Origin of the sequence: Bradyrhizobium sp. McL0615 (assembly GCF_049993905.1) — a bacterium.
In the GTDB taxonomy this organism is placed as follows: domain Bacteria; phylum Pseudomonadota; class Alphaproteobacteria; order Rhizobiales; family Xanthobacteraceae; genus Bradyrhizobium.
In genome coordinates, this window is record NZ_CP188254.1 from 1217815 (window position 1) to 1237741 (window position 19927).

The following is a 19927-nucleotide window of genomic DNA, read 5'->3' on the forward strand; positions in this document are numbered from 1 at the left end:
GTCATCGTCCGCGAAGGCGGACGATCCAGTACGCCGAGACGGTGAGTACTATCGCAAGGGCACGGCGTACTGGATACCCCGCCTTCGCGGGGTATGACGGGACCTCTCAGCCGGAGCGAAGCAAATGCTGAAGGTCGACAATATCAGCCTCTACTACGGCGCAGCGCAGGCGCTGCGTGGCGTCTCGCTGTCGGCGGAGCCGGGGAAGGTGACCTGCGTGCTCGGCCGCAACGGCGTCGGCAAGACCTCGCTGCTGCGCGCGATGGTCGGGCAATACCCGATATCAGGCGGTTCGATCGCCCTTGAAGGTAACGACATCACCGGTCTCAAACCGTACGAGCGCGCACGCGCCGGCATCGGCTTCGTACCGCAGGGCCGCGAGATATTTCCGTTGCTGACGGTCGAGGAAAATCTCAAGACCGGGTTCGGGCCGCTCAAGCGCGAGGACCGCCATATCCCCGACGACGTGTTCTCGCTGTTTCCGGTGCTGAACACGATGCTGGGCCGGCGCGGCGGCGATCTCTCCGGCGGGCAACAACAACAATTGGCGATCGGCCGGGCGCTGGTGATGCGGCCGAAATTATTGCTGCTCGACGAGCCGACCGAAGGCATCCAGCCCTCGATCATCAAGGACATCGGCCGCGCCATCACCTATCTGCGCAGCCTCGGCAGCATGGCGATCGTGCTGGTCGAACAATATCTCGACTTTGCCTGCGAGCTCGGCGACAATTTCGCGGTCATGGACCGCGGCGCGGTGAAATACGCCTGCGACCGCGCCAATCTCGATCCCGCCGAGATCAGCCGCCAGATGGCGCTGTAGGGCCGTATCGGGCGTTGCGTTTTGGGGGACGGATGCTGACCGATAGCACGCGCGCGAGTTCAGCGACGTTCGCGGCGAACCGCGCGCAGGGCGCGGTCAGGTTCGGCGTGCATCTGCAGGACGGCGTTACCCGCCGCGGCGATTTGCACGAATCCGGCTCGTTGCGCGTGCGCTTTCCTTCCCCTGAGCAGGATGGGCTGTCGGGTGTGTTCGTCAACACCGCTGGCGGCATTGCCGGCGGCGACCGTTTCGACATCGATATCGCGGCAGGCGAGGGGGCGCGGCTGACGCTGACGACGGCGGCGGCCGAGAAAGTCTATCGCGCGCCGGGTGCGGCTGCCCAGCTCAGCATCGCCCTGAAGGTGGGGAGCGGCGCACATCTCTCCTGGCTGCCACAGGAAACCATCCTGTTCGACCGCGCGCGGATTGTCAGGCGCATCGATATTGATCTCGCTGAAGACGCTTCGCTTCTGCTCTGCGAAATCGTGGTGTTCGGCCGCGCGGCGATGGGCGAAAAGATGCTGCACGGCGAATTCGTCGACCGCTGGTGCCTGCGCCGCGGCGGTCGCCTTGTGTTTGCGGAAACCGTCCGGCTTGACGGCGACATCGGCGAAAAGCTGGCGCGGCCAGCCATTGCAAAGGGCGGTGTCGCCATCGGCACGGCGCTGATTGTGCCCGGCGATGAGGCAGTCGTAGAGCGGATTCGCGAGGCGTCCGAAACGTTCGGGGGCGAGGTCGGCATCTCCTGCTGGAATGGATTTGCAATGGCCCGTTTCTGTGCCCAAGATGCAGCCCGGCTCCGCGCCGACATGATGGCTGTGCTCGGCCGCGCCAGCGGCGTGCCGCTCCCAAGGCTTTGGCTAAATTAGGGGCTTTGCCTCAACTAGGTCTTCAATCACCAGAGTGCTCGCATGAATCTCTCCCCCCGCGAAAAGGACAAGCTCTTGATCTCGATGGCGGCCATGGTGGCGCGCCGCAGGCTGGAGCGCGGCGTCAAGCTCAACCACCCCGAGGCGATCGCCATCATCTCCGACTTCATCGTCGAGGGCGCGCGCGACGGCCGCACGGTGGCCGAGCTGATGCAGTCAGGCGCGCAGGTCATCACCCGTGCGCAATGCATGGACGGCATCCCGGAGATGATCCATGACATCCAGGTGGAAGCGACATTCCCCGATGGCACAAAGCTTGTCACCGTGCACGAGCCGATCCGATAGGAGCACCAGATGATCCCCGGCGAACTCTTCATCAAGGACGGCGAGATCGAACTCAACGCCGGCCGCAAGACCGTTACACTCACGGTCGCCAACACCGGCGACCGCCCGATCCAGGTCGGCTCGCACTACCATTTCTTCGAAACCAACCCGGCGCTGAAGTTCGACCGCAGGAAGGCGCGCGGCATGCGTCTCGATATCGCCGCCGGCACCGCGGTGCGTTTCGAGCCCGGCCAGACCCGCGACGTGCAACTGGTGGCGCTCGCCGGCAAGCGTGTCATCTACGGTTTTCGCGGCGACGTGCAGGGAAAGCTGTGATCTTCGAAGGCGAAATGCTGACGGGGATATGTCTCGTCACCGAAGCTGCCGAGTTCGCCGCGCGCCGCCACACCGGCATGGCGCGCAAGGGGCGCGGCAACGAGCCCTATGTCAACCATCTCGCCGAGGTCGCGCACTTTCTCGCCGTCGCGACTGATGGCGCGGATGCCGAGCTCGTCGCGGCCGGCTGGCTGCACGACACCATCGAAGACACCGAAACGACGCGCGAGGAGCTTGCGGAAGAGTTCGGCGTACGCGTCGCGGATATCGTGGCTGAGGTGACTGACGACATGAGTCTGCCGAAAGATCGGCGCCGACAAAAGCAGATCGAAGACGCCCCGCACAAATCGGCAGACGCAAAACTGGTCAAGATCGCTGACAAGATCAGCAATGTCAGTGCGCGCATCTTGCCGCATCCGAGCGAGACCGATCGCGACGAACTCGCCGACTACGTCGCTTGGGCGGAGAAAGTTGTCGCCGGATGCCGTGGTGTCAACGCGATGCTCGATAGGACCTTCGACACAACAGCCGAGCTTGCCAGGAGTACACTGTGAGCACGAAAATCAAACGTTCCGTCTATGCCGACATGTTCGGGCCCACCACCGGCGACAAGGTGCGGCTGGCGGACACCGATCTCATCATCGAGGTCGAGAAGGATTTCACCACCTATGGCGAGGAGGTGAAGTTCGGCGGCGGCAAGGTGATCCGCGACGGCATGGGGCAATCGCAGGTCACCAACAAGCAGGGGGCGGCCGATACCGTGATCACCAACGCGCTGATCGTCGACCACTGGGGCATCGTGAAGGCCGACGTCGCGATCAAGGAGGGCATGATCGCGGCGATCGGCAAGGCCGGCAATCCCGACATCCAGCCCGGCGTCACGATTGTGATCGGACCCGGCACCGACATCATTGCGGGCGAGGGCAAGATCCTCACCGCCGGCGGGTTCGACAGCCACATCCATTTCATCTGTCCGCAGCAGATCGAGCATGCGCTGATGTCTGGCGTCACCTCGATGCTGGGCGGCGGCACTGGTCCCTCGCACGGTACGTTTGCGACGACCTGCACGCCGGGGCCGTGGCACATGGGGCGGATGATCCAGTCGTTCGACGCGTTCCCGGTCAATCTCGGCATTTCAGGCAAGGGCAACGCCGCGCTTCCTGCGGCGCTGGTCGAGATGATCAAGGGCGGCGCCTGCGCGCTGAAGCTGCACGAGGATTGGGGCACCACGCCGGCCGCAATCGACAATTGCCTCTCGGTGGCTGACGATTACGACGTCCAGGTGATGCTGCATTCGGATACGCTCAACGAATCCGGCTTCGTCGAGGACACGGTCAAGGCGTTCAAGGGCCGCACCATCCACGCCTTCCATACCGAGGGCGCCGGCGGTGGCCATGCGCCTGACATCATCAAGATTGCCGGGTTGAAGAACGTGCTGCCGTCCTCGACCAACCCGACACGGCCGTTCACCCGCAACACCATCGACGAACATCTCGACATGCTGATGGTGTGCCACCATCTCGATCCCTCGATTGCGGAAGACCTCGCCTTTGCCGAAAGCCGCATCCGGAAAGAAACCATCGCGGCGGAAGACATTTTACACGATCTCGGCGCGCTCTCGATGATGTCGTCGGACTCGCAGGCGATGGGCCGGCTCGGCGAAGTCATCATTCGCACCTGGCAGACCGCCGACAAGATGAAGAAGCAGCGCGGCGCGTTGCCCGAGGACAAGGGTAACGACAACGACAATTTCCGCGTCAAGCGCTACATTTCGAAATACACCATCAACCCCTCGATCGCGCATGGCGTGTCGAAACTGATCGGATCGGTGGAGAAGGGCAAGCTCGCCGACCTCGTGCTGTGGTCGCCGGCCTTCTTTGGCGTGAAACCCGATTGCATCATCAAGGGCGGCTCGATCGTGGCGGCGCCGATGGGCGATCCCAACGCTTCCATTCCCACGCCGCAGCCGGTGCACTACCAGCCGATGTTCGCCGCCTACGGCAAGTCGCTGACGGCGTCTTCGGTGGTGTTCACCTCGAAGGCTGCCATCACGGGTGGGCTAGCGCGCAAGCTTGGCATCGAAAAGAAGCTTTATCCCGTGAAAAACACCCGCGGCGGCATCTCCAAGAAGAGCATGATCCATAACGGCGCCACGCCAAAAATCGAGGTCGACGCCGAGACCTATGAGGTGCGCGCAGACGGCGAGCTTCTGACATGCGCGCCGGCCGAGGTGCTGCCCATGGCGCAGCGGTATTTCATGTACTAGGGTTTCTCCCGGGCGATCAAAGCCAGAACAAAAGTCCGGGAGGATTGAAGTGATTTACGTCGTTGCCACATTGACCATCAAGCCCGAAACGCGCGCCGATTTCATCGCCGCTGCCACCGCCTGCATCAAGGAAACCCGCAAAGAGCCGGGCAATATCGCCTATGACCTGCACGAAAGCGTCACCGATCCCTCCAAGATGGTGTTCGTCGAACAGTGGGAAAATGCCGAGGCGCTGGTGCCGCACCGCGGCGCCGAGCACATGAAGACCTTTGGTCGCGTCGCCGTGAAATGCATGAGTGCACCGCCGAAGATCGAAGTCATTACCCCTGAAAAGGTCGACGTTCGCTAATCAAGAAAAACACGGGAGAAACTCATGATCTACGTCATCGCCACCACGCCGATGAAGCTGGAGAACAAGGACGACTTCATCAAGGGGCACAAGGCCTGTACCGCCGAGACGCTCAAGGAGAAGGGCTGCCTCTCCTATGACGGCCATGTCAGTGTGAACAATCCCAATCTGTATGTGGTGGTGGAGCGCTGGGAAACCCGTGACGATCTCAATGCCCACGGCAAGGCGCCGCACATGAAGGTGTGGCGGGAGTATTCCTCGCAGATGAAGACGGCGCCGACGGTGATCGAAATCATCAGCGACGGCAAGGTGGAGAAGATCTAGTGAATATGCGTCGCGGCGCGTTTTGGGGCGACATGGTTCGAGACGCACGGCGTTGCCGTGCTCCTCACCATGAGGATCTCAGACCTCGTGCAGGCTTCCGACCTCATCCTGAGGAGGCGCGAAGCGTCTCGAAGGATGTCGCCCCGATGCCCCAACGCACTCCAGGTGCCCTCCCATGATCCGCGCGACACAAGTGCTTGGCCAGCACCGCTGGACGCACGCCGCGGCCGATACCGTCGTGCTCGATTTCGACGACCGGCACCGGCGGCGGATGGCGATGACGGGGACGCGCGGGCTGGAATTCCTGCTTGATCTGGAAAATGCCGTCGCGCTCCGCGGCGGCGATGCGCTGGTGCTGGAAGATGGCCGGCTGATCGAGGTGGTGGCCGCAGCCGAGCCGCTGGTGGAAATCCGCGGCGCCGACCCGCTGCATCTGGTTCGCGTCGCCTGGCATCTCGGCAACCGCCATCTGCCGACCCAGATCATGCCGAAAGGCCTGCGCATCCGCAGGGATCACGTCATCGAGGCGATGGTGAAAGGATTGGGCGCGCGCGTCATCGAGATCGAGGCGCCGTTCGATCCCGAAGGCGGCGCCTATGCGAGCAGTCACGCCCATGCGTCGGAAGCCCACGCACAAGCACAAGCACATGCACATTCCTCGCATGCGCATGCCCATTCTTCGCATGATCACGATCACCACGGTGATCACCATCACCACGACGAACATTGCGACCACGATCATCATCACCACGATCACTCCCATGCTCATGACCACAAGTGAGCCCGCGCCCGCCGATGCGGGCAGCGGAATGAATGCGGACGAGGCGGCGGCGCTGTACCGGCTGATGACCTGGCTGTCGCCATCCTTTCCGGTCGGAGCGTTCTCCTATTCCAGCGGCATCGAATGGGCGGTGGAGGCGGGCGACATCACGGACGCCGCATCGCTGCGCGACTGGCTGGCCGCGATGCTCACTGACGGCTCAGGCTTTTGCGATGCCGTGTTTCTGGCGCAGGTACATCGCGCCGCGACCGCGCGGATCGATTCAGAATTGCGCGAGATCGCCGAACTCGCGGCCGCGTTCGTGCCCTCGCGCGAACGCCAGCTCGAGGCGACAACGCAGGGCCGCGCCTTCATCGAGATCGCGCGGACCGCATGGGCTGGCGAAGATCTCGACAGGATGGTCGCCGCTTGCGGTGGCGTGATCGTCTATCCCGTCGCCGTCGGCCTCGTCAGCGCGGCGCATGCGATACTGGTTGCGCCGACCATGCACGCGTTCCTGCATGCATTGGTGTCGAACTGGATTTCCGCCGGTGCCCGGCTAGTGCCGCTCGGGCAGACCGACAGCCAGCGTATTCTGGCAAGCCTTGAAGCCGATGTGGTCTCCACCGCGAAACGTTCGCTCGAAGCCTCGCTCGACGATCTCGGCAGCGCCACCTTCCGCGCCGATCTCGCCAGCCTGCGTCATGAGACCCAGTACACGCGGCTGTTCCGGTCATGATGGGGCACACTCTTTCGTTGTCCCTGCGAACGCAGGGACCCGCAGCCACCGGCCCTGGTTGTTACAAACAGCGTCGGCCGTTCGGCCTTATTGATGGATCACGCGGTATGGGTCCCTGCGTTCGCAGGGACGACGATAGTTCGGGAAGCACCTCACATGTCTAAATCTCACGGCCCGCTTCGGATCGGCGTCGGCGGTCCCGTCGGCTCCGGCAAGACCGCGCTGATGGACCTGCTCTGCAAGTCGATGCGGGAACGTTACGACATCGCCGCGATCACCAACGACATCTACACCAAATGGGATGCGGAGTTTCTGGTGCGCTCGGGCTCGCTGACGCCGGACCGCATCGCCGGCGTCGAGACCGGCGGCTGCCCGCACACCGCGATTCGCGAGGACGCCTCGATGAATCTCGCAGCGGTCGCCGACATGCGCGCGAAGTTTCCCGATCTCGATCTGGTGCTGATCGAATCCGGCGGCGACAATCTCGCCGCGACGTTTTCGCCCGAACTCGCCGATCTCACGATCTATGTGATCGACGTCGCCGCCGGCGACAAGATTCCCTCCAAGGGCGGGCCGGGCATCACCCGCTCGGATCTCTTGGTGATCAACAAGATCGACCTCGCGCCGCATGTCGGAGCGTCGCTCGAGAAGATGGAAACCGACGCGAAAAGGATGCGGGGCGAGCGGCCGTTCGTGATGACCAACCTGAAAAAGAGCGAGGGGCTCGATCGCATTATCGGCTTCATCGAGACCAAGGGCGGCTTGCGCCCGGTCGCGAAGGCCAAGGCCGGATAGGCCAGATAAAGGCAAGGACAAGCGGCCGAGGCCGAGCGGGGCGAGCAAGCAGGCGGTCGGGCCAGCGGCCGGGGCTGTCAGTGCGTTAACATTAACATTCGATCCGCCCCGTAGCGCTCGGATTTGTCCGTCAGCGCTGGAACCAAATCGGCACTGTTAGATTATCAGCCTCTGGCCCCGCCAAACCAGCGTTAACGGTGGCCGTGTTGTTTACCTCGCTGCAAACCTGTCAGTTGCGTGCTGATGAACGCTCCGTCATATTCGCCGCGGTTGGCCTCCGCGCTGTTGCCATGTGTCTCTGCCCCGGCAGACCCAACGATGCTTCCCGTACGTCTTCGCCAACACGTCATTCCCGAGTAAGCGAGTGGTTCGGCTGGGCTTCATTATCGGCTTTATCGCGCTGATCGGAGTTCTGCTCTCCGGTCTCGCGGCCTATCGCGTTCACGAACAGGAACTGGCGATCGACGGCATCGCGCTGTCCCGCGCCATCGACGTTCACGCCAGCCTGGTGCAGGACCGGCTGACCGAGCGTGAATTGCTCGCGCGCGTTGCATCCGGATTGTTTCGCGCACCTTCGGTGGTGAAGGCCAACATGCTGCAGCCGCTGCGCGCGGCGATCTACGCCTTCAAGACCGATTTCGTGACCGCGTTCTGGATCGCGCGGCTCAAGCCAAGCGACCTGGTGGCGGCGCAGGCGGAGCTGAAGAGCGCCGGCTTCACCAATCCGACGATCCGCGATTTCGACGATCGGGCGCTCGATATCAAGGCGATCGACAAGCCGCTCGACGTCCTGATGGACCTCGAACCGCGCAGCGCGGATACGCTGGGCTTTCCAGGCCGCGCCTATGGCCGTCACTCGGTGATCGGGCCGATGCTGGCGAAGGCGGCGGAGACCGGCAAACCGGTGGCGTCGGATCCAATCCCGCTGCTGCGGCCGAACGGGCCGATCGGCCTCGTGCTGGCGTCGCCGATTCCGAAGGAAGACAGCGCGGAGCCCGCCGGCTTCGTCACCTTTTCCTACGAGCTGGCGCCGCTGATGCTGACCAACGACGACCGCTCGCTGTTTTCGGTGGTGCTGAAGGACCCCGATGACGCCAGCGATGAATATGTCGCCAACGACCAGGGCGTGATCACCTTGCGGGCGGTCAAGCAGGGCGATCCGGCGCCGTCGGTGGTGCGCACAGTGACGTTCGGCGGCCGCGACTGGTCGCTCGGCTACTATGCCAAGAACAATGCCATACAGCGCGCGCAGCAGACGGCGATCATCGTGGCGGCCATCGGCTTCGCGCTCACCGGAATCGTCTGCGGCCTGTTCGGCTATGTCGCCTACAACAATCTGCGGCTCAGCCGCGAGATCCAGGTCCGGATCGGTTTCGAGCGGCGATTGACCGCCGTCATCGATGAACTCAACCACCGGGTCAAGAACATCCTCGCCGTGATCCAGTCGATCGTGACGCGCACCTTGCGCCACGGCTCCGACATGGACGTGTCACGCGAGCTCCTGATCGGCCGCATCCATGCGATGTCGAACGTGGTGACGCTGCTCTCAGAAAGCCAATGGCAGGGCGTCAAGCTCAGGGGGCTGTTCGAGTCGCGCGCGATCCCGCATGCCGACCGCATCGCGGTCAACGGTCCAGATATTTCCGTCAGCGCGCGCGCCGCGCAGTCGCTGTCGCTGTTGTTCTTCGAACTGGCCTCGCATTCCGACGAGGGCCTGTCGCTGGTCGGCAAGCACCCGCACATCGTCGCCAATTGGGAAGTCTCGGGCGAGGAGCCGGACATGATCTTTCATTTCCGCTGGGAGGAGTTCAACACCAGCGCGGCGACGCGGCGCGAAGACTCGGATTTCGGCCTCATCCTGCTCGACCGTGTCGCACCCGAAGCGCTCGGCGGTACCGCCAAGCGCTTCTTCACCGACGTCAGCTACGTCTATGAACTCACGGCCCCGATGGTAACGGTGGTCGACATGAGCGAGCGCGACCGCACCGAGCAGATTACCGCGCCGGTGCGTCCGGCGAAGTAGGGAACTCCACGACGCCCCCAGGCATTATTCCGTATCGAATCAACGATCGACGGAGTTCACCCATGGGACGTTATCTGCTGCTGTGGATGCTCGGCATTCCCCTGCCGATTCTCGCGCTGATCTACATGTTCGGCGGGCTGCACTGAAGCCGACAGTAATCGCGAGTAGCCCGGATGAGCGAAGCGATATCCGGGAGCAAATGTTGCAGTCAGTCCCGGATGTCGCTTCGCTCATCCGGGCTGCGAAACTAAGGAACGATCAACAAAAAAGGCGGCCCGTTCGGGGCCGCCTTTTCCGTGTCGTTTCGATGGTGTCATCCGCCGTTGCCGCCGATCACCGCGCGCACGGTCTCGTCGGGACCGAAATCCTCGGCGCCATCGACATAGAGCAGCGCCGACAGTTTCGAGCGCGCGCGGTTGACGCGACTCTTGATAGTGCCGACCGCGCAGCCGCAGATCGCCGCAGCGTCCTCATAGGAGAAGCCGGAGGCGCCAACCAGGATCAACGCTTCACGCTGGTCCTGCGGCAGCTTGTCGAGCGCATGGCGAAACTCCTCGAACTCCAGATGCGCATTTTGCGCCGGCTGGGTCTTCAGGGTTTTCGCGTAATTGCCCTCGGCGTCCTCAACCTCGCGCCGCCGCTTCCGGTAGTCAGAGCGAAACAGGTTGCGCAAAATGGTGAACAGCCAAGCCGGCAGGTTCGAGCCGGGCTGGAACGAGTCGATATTGGCGATGGCGCGCAGCAGCGTTTCCTGAACCAGGTCGTCCGCACGGTCTCCATTGCCGGAGAGCGAGATCGCGAACGCGCGCAGGCTCGGCACCGACGCTAAAATGTCGTCGCGAAGAGAGTCTGTGAGAGGCATTAGTCTCTCCCGTCATTTTTTGCTGGGTCGTCGATTTGGGCCGCCGCCGCTTCCGGCCCATCGAGCTTTCGGATCAGCTCCGCAAAGCGATCCGGCACGCCCTGTCGGACCACGTCATCGTACATGGCGCGGAGCTGATGCCCGATCCTGGATTGAATCTCGGCGTTAAGCCCGCCCTGCTTCTTTACTTCCTTCATGGTCTGATCCACGCTTCCCCGAGAGTTAAGTCTCTGTGGTTTCAAGAGGTTACCTCGAAATTGGGCCTAGTCCGCCGCGTTATACGTCAGAAGCTAATGCGAATATCTGCGGAAGGTTCCGAATTTTGGGAACTTTTTCTGGAACTTTTTTGCCTCCCGGGAGTAGTCGGAGATGAGAGGGGAACCGGGGTCCCCCCGCCGAAACTAAAATTGAGGCCCGGCACGGTGGCTTCAAGGTTACGTCAGCCCGGCTGAGACCCTAAGTATGTATGGCCAAGGATACGGCCCAAGATAAGGATGGATTGGGGATGTCGCGATCACAGCTTGTTGCTGAACATCTGCCGCTGTTGCGGCGCTATGCCCGTGCGTTGACCGGAAACCAGGCCTCGGGCGACGCTTATGTGGGCGCCATGCTGGAGGCTCTGCTGCAGGACGGCTCCCTGCTCGACGAACGGCATGGCCCGCGCGCCGGGCTGTTCAAGCTTTTCACCCAGATCTGGAATTCGGTCTCGCTCAACGACAACCCTGACGTCGCGACGCTGGCGCTGCCGCCGGAGCGCAGACTGTCGAACATCACGCCGCTGCCACGGCAGGCGTTCCTGCTGCTATCCCTCGAAGGCTTCTCCGAGGAAGAGGTGGCGTTCATTCTCAACGTCGACATCCCCGAGACCCGCGCGCTGACGGATGCCGCCGGCCGCGAGATGGCGGCGGAAATCGCCACCGACGTCTTGATCATCGAGGACGAGACCTTCATCGCGATGGACCTCGAGAGCCTCGTGAAAAATCTCGGCCACAACGTGATCGGCGTCGCCCGCACCCATGCCGATGCGGTGGCGCTGGCCAAGAACAAGAAGCCCGGCCTGATCCTCGCCGACATCCAGCTCGCCGACGGCTCGTCGGGCTTGGATGCGGTCAACGAACTGTTGAAGGTGTTCGAAGTGCCGGTGGTCTTTATCACCGCTTACCCCGAGCGCTTCCTGACCGGCGAACGCCCCGAGCCGGCGTTCCTGATCTCAAAGCCGTTCCAGCCCGCGATGGTCTCGGCGGTCGCCAGCCAAGCGCTGTTCTTCCAGCGCAACTCGCGCAACCGCGCGCCGCGGGCGGCCGCGGGCTGAACTTTCTCTGCGAGTGAGCAGGAATGACCCGGCGCGCCCCATGGCGCGCCGTTTTTTTTTGCGCGCACGCCATGTGAACCAGTTCACCTTTGCCTGGCGCGGCCGGCGGTATCATCGTCTCTGCCGATTCACCGCCGCCGCCCGCGGATTTCATATCTCGGGGCTGCTTTGCCGGCGGTGTCCGTGTTCGCGGCCAGGCACCTCCCCCTGGCTCGGGCCACCAGCCGTCGAAAGCTGGTCGGACTTATCCGGCGCGCCCACCTGCGCGCCGGATTTTTTGCGCGCAAGGGCCATGCGCGCGGCTGGCCACGGTGGCGCTCATCCGGAGCGAGCCGGCCGGCTTCCGGGAGGTCGTGTCGCGATGGTGCTCTGGTGCTCGGCGGCGTGACGGTGGCATTGCAGAAGGCATAAGGTGGCGCTGGTCCTGCTCAACAGCCGCGACAGATACTGTTCACCTTTGACCTCAGCTTCGCCTGTTCCTGTTCCCATGAGCCAGACTGTCCAGGCCGGAGACGGTAGTCGAATTCGATCGCTAACCTCAGACGATCCTCTTTCAGGCCAGGCGGAGGCATCGGAAACGATTCGGTACGTTCGAGAATTGCAAGGCTTTCTTCATCGAGCGCGCGATTGCCCGTGCTTTCTGCCAACCAATGAGAAACCAGCTTACCCTGACGGTCGAGCACGAACCCGACCTTGGCTGCACCCAACTCGCCCGCGGCTAGCGGCGGATAGCGCGTATTGCTCATTAGTTGAGTGCGGATCTGCTTGTGCCACTCTTTGATGTCGTCGGCCTCTGCGTGCACGGGTAGCGAGGCAACCATGAGCAGGGCAATCAAACCATTCCGGCGCAACATCGACAAAACCTGCGATTCCAAACGGCCGGATCCTATTCGCGTTGAGGTTGATTGCAAGACGGGCTGAACGGTGTGCTTTCCCCATTCTTCGTAAATCGATCGGCGTCTCGCTGGCTTTGCGATGGCGCGATTGCTGGTTGAACTGCGTCCCACGCCCGCATAGGCTCGCGGCAAGCTGAACCATAAGAAAACAAACGGAAACGTCCCTTTATCCGATGCAGTCCGCCGAGCGGCCTTTGCCCTACCGCCGGGGCCTGATCATCGTTGCGACATTGGCCACCGCCTATGTTGCCAGCCATTTTTTCCGCGCGTCCAACGTCACCATCGGCCTCGATTTGATGCACGATATGGCGATCGGGCCGGAAGCGCTGGGCGCGCTGACCGGCGCGTTCTTCTTCGGCTTTGCCGCGATGCAGATTCCCTGCGGCTTCTTCTTCGATCGCTTCGGGCCGCGCTATACCGTGGTCGGTATGCTGATCGTAGCCAGCCTCGGCGGCGCCCTGTTCACGCTGGCGCCGAGCTGGCCGGTGCTGTTGACCGGCCGCGCATTGATGGGCGCCGGCTGCGGCGTGATGCTGATCGGCAGCATGGTCGTGATCTCGCGCTGGTTTCCGCCGGACCGCTTCTCGACGCTCACAGCCGTGGTGCTGTCGATCGGCCTGCTCGGCAACCCCGCCGCCACCACGCCGCTCGCCTGGACGTCGCAGGCGGTCGGCTGGCGTCCGGTGTTCGGTGCCGTCGTCGTCTTCACGGCGCTTGCCACGATCGCGATCTGGCTGGTGGTGCGCGACGCGCCGCCCGGTCATCCCTTTCTCTCCCGCAAGGTGGAGCCATCAGGTGAAATGCTCAGGGGCATGCTGGAGGTGCTGCGCAACCCGCGCCTGAAGCCGATCCTGGCGCTGAATTTCTGCAACTATGCCTGCACCTTCACCGTGCAGGGCCTGTGGGGTGGTGCGTTTCTGCGCGAGGTGCATGGCTTGAGCCCGATCGCGGCCGGCAATGTCCTGCTCTGCGCCCTGATCGCCTACCAGGCCGGCATGCTCGCCTTCGGCCCGCTCGACCGCCGGCTCGACACCCGCAAGGGGATCGCGATCGGCGGCACGCTGGTGATCGTTGGTCTGCTCGCGACCCTGGCGCTGTTCTCGGATCCGCCGGTGTGGCTGCCGGTCGCCGTCATCATCGTAATGGGCTTCTTCTCAGCCTCCAGCACCATGGTGATGACGCACGGCCGCGGCATTTTCCCGGATAGGCTGATCGGCCGAGGCATCTCGACCATGAACACGGCGGTGATGCTCGGCGTCGCCTGCATGCAGACGCTGTCCGGAATCATCATCGGCGCGTTCGAACCGCTGGCCAGCGGCGCGCGGACGGAGGATGCTTACCGCGCGCTGTTCGGCACGCTGACGCTGGTGTTGATTGTTGCGGTTGCGATCTACAGCAGATCCGAGGACGTCAAGCCGAGCGAGGAGATGCGGGCGGCGGGGCGGTAGCGGCGCTTTGAGGCGAAGTGTAACAAAAGGCCGCGCAGCGAATGCGTAACAGAGACGCGGCAACAGTTCCGATTACATCATACGAACACACAAGAACCGCTCGAAGAACAAGCGGGAACTGGCTTTCGGTGCGACCATTGGCGACGCCCAGCTCAATCAACCTCGTCGCCGGAGGGCCCCATGCCAACTGTGAAAATTCGCGCGTCCACAATCCTCGGTGAGTTCGAGAAAGCTCAGACAGAGCTTGTCGACAAGGCTGTGGTCCTCACCGACGGCATATGCGGGACTGTGGACAAGATCTGGCTTGACGAATTGCACGGCTTGCGAATCTCGATCCGAGGCCACGATGGAAAGTGGCCTGTCTCGACAGTGAAGTTCTCGCAAAAAGGCTGAATCTGCACCCGGGGGCCGCCGGGCGAGCCAATACGCCGCGCAGTTGGATTACCTGCGTCCGAACAGGCCGCCCACCACACCGCCAATCAGTCCACCTGGACCGCCACTGCTGCGGTGATGGCCGCCGCCGCGACGGCGGGCCGGACGGTCGTCATCGGATTTGTCGCTGCTGGCAAGGCTGGCGCGCGCCGTTGAGACGGACTCGGTCAATAGCGCCTGATGCTGCAGCGGGTCGAGGAAGCCGGTCTTGGGATAGCCGCGCGCCGCCTGCCAACGCGTGATCACGGCGCGGGTCGACTTGTCGAACCGTCCGTTGACCTTGGTGTCGAAACCGAGACGGGTCAACCGGCGCTGCACGTCGCGACGCTTTCCCTTGTCGAGTCCGATCTGATCCTCGGTTTCCTGAGTTGCCTCGGGGACCAAGGTAGCCGGATCGGCTGAGGCCAACAGGTCGCGGTCGGTCATGCTCAGGCCGGCTTTGGCAACGTTTGCACTGGCGAGAATTCCCAGGACTGACAATGCGAGGATGAAGACGCGCAATGGCCTATCTTCCCTGTCTAAAGTCTCTCGATGAAGGCAACTCGGACTTCGTCACGGAGCAACTGTTATCCGGATCACTTGTTCCTCATCGTGTGTCGAACAAAAGAACCAGTACGGAGAGGGCAGTCGGCACGGCCGATATCCGCTTCGAAGAACAACCGCGATTTTCGATGGCAGCTCTGCTCCATATGCAGCATCCGTCGCCAGCGCATTCGAGGTCCGTTTGGGGCCAACTCCAGGCTCGCACACCACAACCGGTGGGCGCCGGTTCGATGGCCTTTCGGCCGCGGCGATCATAACAGGCCGGCGCGATCAGCCCGCTCTAGTTCATGGTTGCAGTGCAAGATTGCCATTTCGCCTCAGCGGGTGGATGTTTCGACGTCGGCACAAGGGAGAGCGGCATGAGTAAGGCAGGTCTCGATAACCGCAAGCAGGATGGTGAAATCGGCCACAAGCACGGCGCGACCCCCATCGGCACATTGCGCAAGATTTACGGGCAGGGTTTTGCCGCCGGTTATCCCCCAACCGACAAGCTGAGCGATGTTTTTCTTCACTTGAACGAGACATCGCTGAGCCAGCTTCGCCGCGACTACAAGACCGGTCATCTCGATCACAAGATCACGAACGCCTTGCACTAAAGGCGGCCGTTATCAGTCGTGGCTGACGGAGGTTGCTGGCAGACCCTCGCAAGGCTAGCTTGATTGACATCAGCCTGCTTGGGGGAAGCCTGGGACATGCCCGTTACCATCGACTATTACTTGTCGCTCACCTCGCCGTGGACGTTTCTCGGCAGCGCGCGATTTGCCGAAATCGCCGAACGAAATGGCGCGGCCGTCAACATCAAGCCCTGCAAGTTCGGGCCGATCTTCGAGCAGACCGGCGGGCTGCCGTTGCCGAAGCGCTCGCCGCAGCGGCGGGCCTACCGGATGATGGAGTTGAAGCGCTGGCGCGAGGTGCTGGGCATTCCCATCAATCCCGAGCCGAAGCATTTTCCCTGTGACGATGCCGCGGCGACCCGTCTGGTGATCGCGGCCAGGCTGCAAGGCAAGAATGCGCACCGGCTGTCGCTGGAACTCGGCCGCGCGGTGTGGGAACGCGAGGAAACGCTGACCGATCCCGCGGCGCTCGCGTTGGCCGCGCAGCGCGCCGGTCTCGACGCTGCGGAGCTGCGCGCGGGCGCCCCATCGGACGCCGAACTCGACGCGCTGCACGAGAAGTTTACGCAGGAGGCTTTGGCAGCGGGCGTCTTCGGTGCGCCGAGCTACGTGCTGCCTTCGGGCGAGATTTTTTGGGGCCAGGACCGGCTGGACCTGCTGGAACGCGCTTTGAAAAAGCCGGCGCTTTGAAGAAGCCAGCCTGCTGGTGGGCCGTCTCTTTATTCAAAGCCTATACGACGCCGCGTCAATCGATATCGATTTCCTACACTTCGCTGCACATCTGCTGGACCACGGGCCGGGATGACACAACGAAGGAGTGACGACCATGACTACCAAGCATCTCACGTTAGCCGCGTCGATGATCCTGTTCACCGCAATTGCAGGGCAGGCGTCTGCGCGCCCGGAGCATTCGGGCTGGCAACATTCCACCAATGCAATGACTTACTCAGGCAGCGTCCAGAACCCGGAACTCGCGCCGGGCACGGAAACGGCACCCCAGCCGGTCGAAGGTATCGTGCACCGTTACACGGGCGGACCGAAGTTCAACGACTGAGCAACCCGTCGAACGGACACGCTTTGACGGCCATTGCCGGATTGAGGGCAACACAAAAAAAGCAGGGTGCGACCGGCATCACCACGGTCGCACCCTACGTCGCCGGTCAATGGGGCAGGGGGAATAACCGGCTGCCGGGATGACTCGGAACCCCCTGGAGTCGTTCCCGCGGCCTGAAAATATTTCTAATATTTTTCGAACACGGTTAAGTGATCGAGATGCGCCGGACCCCCTTGGGCTCGGCGCGGGTTGTGTCTGTGATCGCCATGGGGCGAGGGACAACCAGCATGTCACAGATTTTCAAAGCAATTTTAGCCACTCTCGCCGTCTCCGCGACCTTTGGCGCCGTCCAGCTCGCCTCAGGTCATGACCTCACCGGCCGTCGGCAACTCGCTTCGGGCGAGCCAGCGGGGGAGATCAACCGTGCCGCCAAGGCCGACCGCGCGGCGTTCAAGGCCGCGCCAAGCCGGACCGAGACGATTACGTTCCGGACCGTTGGCCTCGACGATACCTCCGTGGTGGTGCGTGTTCCCGTCATTCAAGCGCCTGTGGTCCAAGTGCCCGTCGTCACCGAGGAGGTACGGAACCGTCCTGCGACGCCGGCCAGGCCAGGCGCCTCGAAGATGACGGTGGCCTGCGAGCCCCCGGTCAGCGTGTTGACCGAAGTCGCAAAACTGCTTCAGCCCGGCCGCTGCGTGACCTGATCGCGGCGTGACGGCGGACAGATCCGTAGGGTGGGCAAAGCGCAGCGTGCCCACCATTTCAAGACAAGCTCGACGACAGATGGTGGGCACGCTTTCGCTTTGCCCACCCTACGCACCATCACGGTGATAGTGGGTGCACTGCTCTCCAAACGTCATTGCGAGCGCAGCGAAGCAATCCACGCCTCAGCCGCGCTATGGATTGCTTCGCTGCGCTCGCCCGGCATACTCGATACCGCGCCTTCGCGGGGTGTAACTTCCTACTCCGCCGGCGCATCCCCGCTGCTCGTGTTGGCACGGCTGGCAAGAAATCCCAGCGCCAGTCCGCCGACCGCGAGGATCGGGATCAGCTTCTTGACCCCGATGGCGCGGATTACCTGGATGCCGGCCGCAACCAGCATCGGATCGGCCAGCACGGTCTGCGCGGTGGATTTTGCCATCCTCGCCGCCTGTTCGGCGCGCGCCTCGATCTGCTTCTTGCGTAGCATGTAGCTGCCCGCCGCGATCAAGGTGACGACAAAGAAGATGGCGGCCCCGGTGAGGCAGGCCTCCACGGGACCGTATTTATTCAGCACGAACACGAAAGCCGCCGCGCAGAGAAAGGCCGTCGTGACCAGCAACGCCATCGCTGCCGCTGCCGCCAGCGACGTCAGCCGCAGCGCGGTGCCGGTCGAGTCCTTGAAATCATCGATCAGTCGCTGAAACATGTCCAAGCCTCGATCCGAAAGTCTCGATCTGAAAACGACGTCAACAAAACAAGCCGCGACACCCAACGGCGCGGCGGCGGGTGCGCCGCCGCCACGCGCCGTCGAAGCCGATCGGCGCCAAAACTATCTGCGCCAGGTCAAACCGATCAGAAAGCCGATGCCGAGCGCGATGCCCACGGTTGCCAGTGGCCGCTCCGTGATGGCGTCTTCCAGTGTCTCCCCGATCGAGGACGCGGCGTCCTGCGCGGCATCCATCATGGCGCCGCCACGCTCCGACATATCGTCGACCGCCTGCTCCGCATTGGCGCGGGCCTGCTTGTATCCGCGCCGCGCCTGCTTGGAGGCGGTGCCGGCAAAACTGTTGAGGGCGTCGGTGATCTGATCGGTCAGGGCTGCAATATCATTTTTCACGGCGGTTACATCCTTTTCGAGGCGGTCATAGGTTGCTTTGTCCGTCATTTTCGCTGCGGCTTCGCCGTTGGTCATCGACATCGAAAGCTCCCGGGTATCGAATTCATCTGGGGAACAAACGCCCGGTTGAAGGGGAAGTTCCCGATGCGCAGTCGGCTAACCTTCCGGAAGTTGCGGCGCATCGGAGGGCATCAGATGCTCCTTCACGATCAGCGCGACGATCAGGAGCGGCGACGACAGGAACGCGCCCATCGGGCCCCACAGCCAGGTCCAGAAGGCGAGCGCGATGAACACCGCGAGCGGGTTCAGGGCCAGCCGGCGGCCGACGATCATCGGGGTGAGGAAGTGGCCTTCCAGGAAGGTCATGGCGGCAAACAGCGTCGGTGCGAGCAATCCGGCGCCAATGCTCGGGAACGAGACCTGGCCGACCACGGCCAGGACGGCGAACATCGCCACCGGGCCGATGATCGGGATGAAATTCAGGATCGCCGCCAGCGCGCCGAGGCCAGCCGGATTGGGCATGCCCGTGACCGCGCAGATCAGGCCGGTGACGACGCCGACGCCGACGTTGATCATGGTCACCATCAAGAGGTAGTTGCCGAGATGCTCTTCGATCTCGTTGAGCATGCGCAGTGTCCGCAGCCGTGCCGTTCGCTCGCCGAAGTTCATGATCAAGGCCCGGCGCAGGTCGCGCCAGGTCGCGATGAACAGGATCAGCGTGGCAACGAACAGCAGGAATTCGGCAAAGGTCGGCGACAGGAATTCCAGCGTCGGCTGCACCCAGTCGAACTTCGGCATATGCAATGTCGAGAGTGTGTCGGGGCCGCCGAGCATGCTTTGCAGCTGCTGCCAGAGCGCGAGCGGCCGGTCGAACACATGCATTTTCTCTTTCAGCAGCGCCCCCAGTTCCGGAAGCTTGCTGCTCCATTCCATCGCGGGCGAGGCGATCAGGCCGACCATGAAAGTGGCCCCGGCGCCGGCGGCGGCCACGATCAGCACGGCGGCGAGCGCGCGCGGAATCCGGCAGCGCTCCATAAAACTGGCGGCCGGCGACAGCATGGTACCGACGATGAAGGCCATCGCCATCGGCAGGAAAAACGCCTTGGCCAGATAGAGACCGGCGATGATGCAGATGATGAGCAGGCCGACGAGGGCGATCGCCACCACTTCGGTGCGGCGGATGACCGGCGGCAATTCGCCTTTGCTGTCCGGGACCGGGGTGCCTTCGTGGGCGCTGGGAAGCCGGCGTTCGCCGGGCAGGGGTTTTGTTGGCGGAGATTTGGCAGCCGGAGGCTTGGCAGTCGACAATTTGGCTGGCGAAGGCTTGGTCGGAATAACGCTC

Annotated in this window: 26 protein-coding genes; 19 read left to right on the plus strand and 7 right to left on the minus strand. The window is 63.0% G+C overall.

Features of this window, described 5'->3' with window-relative positions:
- The first annotated feature begins 124 nt into the window (after positions 1–124).
- The 12 genes from urtE to ACPPVP_RS05720 all read left to right on the plus strand — a co-directional run bounded on the left by urtE (position 125) and on the right by ACPPVP_RS05720 (position 9605).
- Complete coding sequence (gene urtE / locus ACPPVP_RS05665) at positions 125–820, plus strand: urea ABC transporter ATP-binding subunit UrtE (RefSeq protein WP_426532095.1); 696 nt, start codon at positions 125–127, stop codon at positions 818–820.
- Between the two features lie 32 nt (positions 821–852).
- Positions 853–1689 carry an urease accessory protein UreD gene (locus ACPPVP_RS05670; protein WP_426532097.1) on the plus strand — a complete coding sequence of 279 codons (837 nt, stop codon included), beginning with the start codon at positions 853–855 and terminating at the stop codon, positions 1687–1689.
- 42 nt (positions 1690–1731) lie between these two features.
- Positions 1732–2034 (plus strand): urease subunit gamma, encoded by a 303-nt coding sequence (locus ACPPVP_RS05675; protein ID WP_025588283.1) that lies wholly within the window; start codon positions 1732–1734, stop codon positions 2032–2034.
- Between the two features lie 9 nt (positions 2035–2043).
- Positions 2044–2349, plus strand: a complete 306-nt coding sequence (locus ACPPVP_RS05680) for an urease subunit beta (RefSeq protein ID WP_247519406.1) — start codon at positions 2044–2046, stop codon at positions 2347–2349.
- Between the two features lie 14 nt (positions 2350–2363).
- On the plus strand, positions 2364–2903 hold the full coding sequence (locus ACPPVP_RS05685; protein WP_426537683.1) for an HD domain-containing protein: 540 nt from the start codon (positions 2364–2366) through the stop codon (positions 2901–2903).
- Complete coding sequence (gene ureC / locus ACPPVP_RS05690) at positions 2900–4615, plus strand: urease subunit alpha (RefSeq protein WP_426532100.1); 1716 nt, start codon at positions 2900–2902, stop codon at positions 4613–4615. The genes ACPPVP_RS05685 and ureC overlap by 4 nt, the downstream gene beginning before the upstream one ends.
- 49 nt (positions 4616–4664) lie before the next feature.
- Entirely contained in the window at positions 4665–4964 is a 300-nt protein-coding gene (locus tag ACPPVP_RS05695; protein WP_334416123.1) for a putative quinol monooxygenase, read from the plus strand.
- Between the two features lie 24 nt (positions 4965–4988).
- Positions 4989–5288 carry a putative quinol monooxygenase gene (locus ACPPVP_RS05700; protein WP_426532102.1) on the plus strand — a complete coding sequence of 100 codons (300 nt, stop codon included), beginning with the start codon at positions 4989–4991 and terminating at the stop codon, positions 5286–5288.
- A gap of 175 nt (positions 5289–5463) precedes the next feature.
- Positions 5464–6069 (plus strand): urease accessory protein UreE, encoded by a 606-nt coding sequence (gene ureE, locus ACPPVP_RS05705; RefSeq protein WP_426532103.1) that lies wholly within the window; start codon positions 5464–5466, stop codon positions 6067–6069.
- A complete protein-coding gene (locus tag ACPPVP_RS05710) occupies positions 6050–6787 on the plus strand; it encodes an urease accessory protein UreF (RefSeq protein WP_426537685.1) in 738 nt (245 codons plus the stop codon). Before ureE ends, ACPPVP_RS05710 begins: the two co-directional genes overlap by 20 nt.
- A 156-nt stretch (positions 6788–6943) precedes the next feature.
- Positions 6944–7582 (plus strand): urease accessory protein UreG, encoded by a 639-nt coding sequence (ureG, locus tag ACPPVP_RS05715; protein WP_426532105.1) that lies wholly within the window; start codon positions 6944–6946, stop codon positions 7580–7582.
- Between the two features lie 364 nt (positions 7583–7946).
- Positions 7947–9605: a CHASE domain-containing protein gene (locus ACPPVP_RS05720; RefSeq protein WP_426532107.1), complete on the plus strand. Its 1659-nt coding sequence runs from the start codon at positions 7947–7949 to the stop codon at positions 9603–9605.
- A 313-nt stretch (positions 9606–9918) separates the two neighbouring features.
- Here ACPPVP_RS05720 and ACPPVP_RS05725 read toward each other — a convergent pair whose 3' ends face one another.
- Together ACPPVP_RS05725 and ACPPVP_RS05730 are read right to left on the minus strand one after the other, a co-directional pair.
- Positions 9919–10467, minus strand: coding sequence for a sigma-70 family RNA polymerase sigma factor (locus tag ACPPVP_RS05725; protein WP_426532109.1), 549 nt, complete (start codon positions 10465–10467; stop codon positions 9919–9921).
- Positions 10467–10664, minus strand: coding sequence for a NepR family anti-sigma factor (locus tag ACPPVP_RS05730; RefSeq protein ID WP_108514289.1), 198 nt, complete (start codon positions 10662–10664; stop codon positions 10467–10469). Before ACPPVP_RS05730 ends, ACPPVP_RS05725 begins: the two co-directional genes overlap by 1 nt.
- A 308-nt stretch (positions 10665–10972) precedes the next feature.
- Between ACPPVP_RS05730 and ACPPVP_RS05735 the strand changes: the two genes are divergently transcribed.
- Positions 10973–11779 carry a response regulator gene (locus ACPPVP_RS05735; protein WP_426532111.1) on the plus strand — a complete coding sequence of 269 codons (807 nt, stop codon included), beginning with the start codon at positions 10973–10975 and terminating at the stop codon, positions 11777–11779.
- A 428-nt stretch (positions 11780–12207) separates the two neighbouring features.
- Here the strand turns inward: ACPPVP_RS05735 and ACPPVP_RS05740 are convergent, their stop codons facing one another.
- Complete coding sequence (locus tag ACPPVP_RS05740; RefSeq protein WP_426532113.1) at positions 12208–12654, minus strand: TonB family protein; 447 nt, start codon at positions 12652–12654, stop codon at positions 12208–12210.
- A 215-nt stretch (positions 12655–12869) separates the two neighbouring features.
- Here ACPPVP_RS05740 and ACPPVP_RS05745 point away from each other — a divergent pair, with 215 nt between their 5' ends.
- Together ACPPVP_RS05745 and ACPPVP_RS05750 are read left to right on the plus strand one after the other, a co-directional pair.
- Positions 12870–14123 (plus strand): MFS transporter, encoded by a 1254-nt coding sequence (locus tag ACPPVP_RS05745; RefSeq protein WP_426532115.1) that lies wholly within the window; start codon positions 12870–12872, stop codon positions 14121–14123.
- Positions 14124–14303: 180 nt separating this feature from the next.
- Positions 14304–14516, plus strand: coding sequence for a PRC-barrel domain containing protein (locus ACPPVP_RS05750; protein ID WP_426532117.1), 213 nt, complete (start codon positions 14304–14306; stop codon positions 14514–14516).
- 48 nt (positions 14517–14564) lie between these two features.
- On the opposite strand, the gene ACPPVP_RS05755 is transcribed toward ACPPVP_RS05750, so the two are convergent.
- Positions 14565–15056 (minus strand): peptidoglycan-binding domain-containing protein, encoded by a 492-nt coding sequence (locus tag ACPPVP_RS05755; RefSeq protein WP_426532119.1) that lies wholly within the window; start codon positions 15054–15056, stop codon positions 14565–14567.
- A gap of 401 nt (positions 15057–15457) precedes the next feature.
- Here ACPPVP_RS05755 and ACPPVP_RS05760 point away from each other — a divergent pair, with 401 nt between their 5' ends.
- The 4 genes from ACPPVP_RS05760 to ACPPVP_RS05775 all read left to right on the plus strand — a co-directional run bounded on the left by ACPPVP_RS05760 (position 15458) and on the right by ACPPVP_RS05775 (position 17470).
- A complete protein-coding gene (locus ACPPVP_RS05760) occupies positions 15458–15694 on the plus strand; it encodes a hypothetical protein (RefSeq protein WP_426532121.1) in 237 nt (78 codons plus the stop codon).
- A gap of 96 nt (positions 15695–15790) precedes the next feature.
- Entirely contained in the window at positions 15791–16402 is a 612-nt protein-coding gene (locus ACPPVP_RS05765; protein ID WP_426532123.1) for a 2-hydroxychromene-2-carboxylate isomerase, read from the plus strand.
- A 136-nt stretch (positions 16403–16538) separates the two neighbouring features.
- On the plus strand, positions 16539–16766 hold the full coding sequence (locus tag ACPPVP_RS05770) for a hypothetical protein (RefSeq protein ID WP_426532125.1): 228 nt from the start codon (positions 16539–16541) through the stop codon (positions 16764–16766).
- A 287-nt stretch (positions 16767–17053) separates the two neighbouring features.
- On the plus strand, positions 17054–17470 hold the full coding sequence (locus ACPPVP_RS05775) for a hypothetical protein (RefSeq protein WP_426532127.1): 417 nt from the start codon (positions 17054–17056) through the stop codon (positions 17468–17470).
- A gap of 257 nt (positions 17471–17727) precedes the next feature.
- Here ACPPVP_RS05775 and ACPPVP_RS05780 read toward each other — a convergent pair whose 3' ends face one another.
- From ACPPVP_RS05780 to ACPPVP_RS05790, 3 genes are all read right to left on the minus strand, one after another.
- Entirely contained in the window at positions 17728–18174 is a 447-nt protein-coding gene (locus ACPPVP_RS05780; RefSeq protein WP_426532129.1) for a hypothetical protein, read from the minus strand.
- Positions 18175–18297: 123 nt separating this feature from the next.
- Positions 18298–18666, minus strand: a complete 369-nt coding sequence (locus ACPPVP_RS05785; RefSeq protein ID WP_426532131.1) for a DUF883 family protein — start codon at positions 18664–18666, stop codon at positions 18298–18300.
- A 75-nt stretch (positions 18667–18741) separates the two neighbouring features.
- Positions 18742–19845 carry an AI-2E family transporter gene (locus ACPPVP_RS05790; RefSeq protein WP_426537687.1) on the minus strand — a complete coding sequence of 368 codons (1104 nt, stop codon included), beginning with the start codon at positions 19843–19845 and terminating at the stop codon, positions 18742–18744.
- Positions 19846–19927: the final 82 nt, after the last annotated feature.

Coding starts and splice junctions, on each gene's coding strand:
- urtE (WP_426532095.1), top strand. CDS start 125: ATGCTGAAGGTCGACAATATCAGCCTCTACTACGGCGCAGCGCAGGCG.
- ACPPVP_RS05670 (WP_426532097.1), top strand. CDS start 853: ATGCTGACCGATAGCACGCGCGCGAGTTCAGCGACGTTCGCGGCGAAC.
- ACPPVP_RS05675 (WP_025588283.1), top strand. CDS start 1,732: ATGAATCTCTCCCCCCGCGAAAAGGACAAGCTCTTGATCTCGATGGCG.
- ACPPVP_RS05680 (WP_247519406.1), top strand. CDS start 2,044: ATGATCCCCGGCGAACTCTTCATCAAGGACGGCGAGATCGAACTCAAC.
- ACPPVP_RS05685 (WP_426537683.1), top strand. CDS start 2,364: ATGCTGACGGGGATATGTCTCGTCACCGAAGCTGCCGAGTTCGCCGCG.
- ACPPVP_RS05700 (WP_426532102.1), top strand. CDS start 4,989: ATGATCTACGTCATCGCCACCACGCCGATGAAGCTGGAGAACAAGGAC.
- ureE (WP_426532103.1), top strand. CDS start 5,464: ATGATCCGCGCGACACAAGTGCTTGGCCAGCACCGCTGGACGCACGCC.
- ACPPVP_RS05710 (WP_426537685.1), top strand. CDS start 6,050: ATGCTCATGACCACAAGTGAGCCCGCGCCCGCCGATGCGGGCAGCGGA.
- ureG (WP_426532105.1), top strand. CDS start 6,944: ATGTCTAAATCTCACGGCCCGCTTCGGATCGGCGTCGGCGGTCCCGTC.
- ACPPVP_RS05725 (WP_426532109.1), bottom strand. CDS start 10,467: ATGCCTCTCACAGACTCTCTTCGCGACGACATTTTAGCGTCGGTGCCG.
- ACPPVP_RS05730 (WP_108514289.1), bottom strand. CDS start 10,664: ATGAAGGAAGTAAAGAAGCAGGGCGGGCTTAACGCCGAGATTCAATCC.
- ACPPVP_RS05735 (WP_426532111.1), top strand. CDS start 10,973: ATGTCGCGATCACAGCTTGTTGCTGAACATCTGCCGCTGTTGCGGCGC.
- ACPPVP_RS05750 (WP_426532117.1), top strand. CDS start 14,304: ATGCCAACTGTGAAAATTCGCGCGTCCACAATCCTCGGTGAGTTCGAG.
- ACPPVP_RS05760 (WP_426532121.1), top strand. CDS start 15,458: ATGAGTAAGGCAGGTCTCGATAACCGCAAGCAGGATGGTGAAATCGGC.
- ACPPVP_RS05765 (WP_426532123.1), top strand. CDS start 15,791: ATGCCCGTTACCATCGACTATTACTTGTCGCTCACCTCGCCGTGGACG.
- ACPPVP_RS05770 (WP_426532125.1), top strand. CDS start 16,539: ATGACTACCAAGCATCTCACGTTAGCCGCGTCGATGATCCTGTTCACC.
- ACPPVP_RS05775 (WP_426532127.1), top strand. CDS start 17,054: ATGTCACAGATTTTCAAAGCAATTTTAGCCACTCTCGCCGTCTCCGCG.
- ACPPVP_RS05780 (WP_426532129.1), bottom strand. CDS start 18,174: ATGTTTCAGCGACTGATCGATGATTTCAAGGACTCGACCGGCACCGCG.
- ACPPVP_RS05785 (WP_426532131.1), bottom strand. CDS start 18,666: ATGTCGATGACCAACGGCGAAGCCGCAGCGAAAATGACGGACAAAGCA.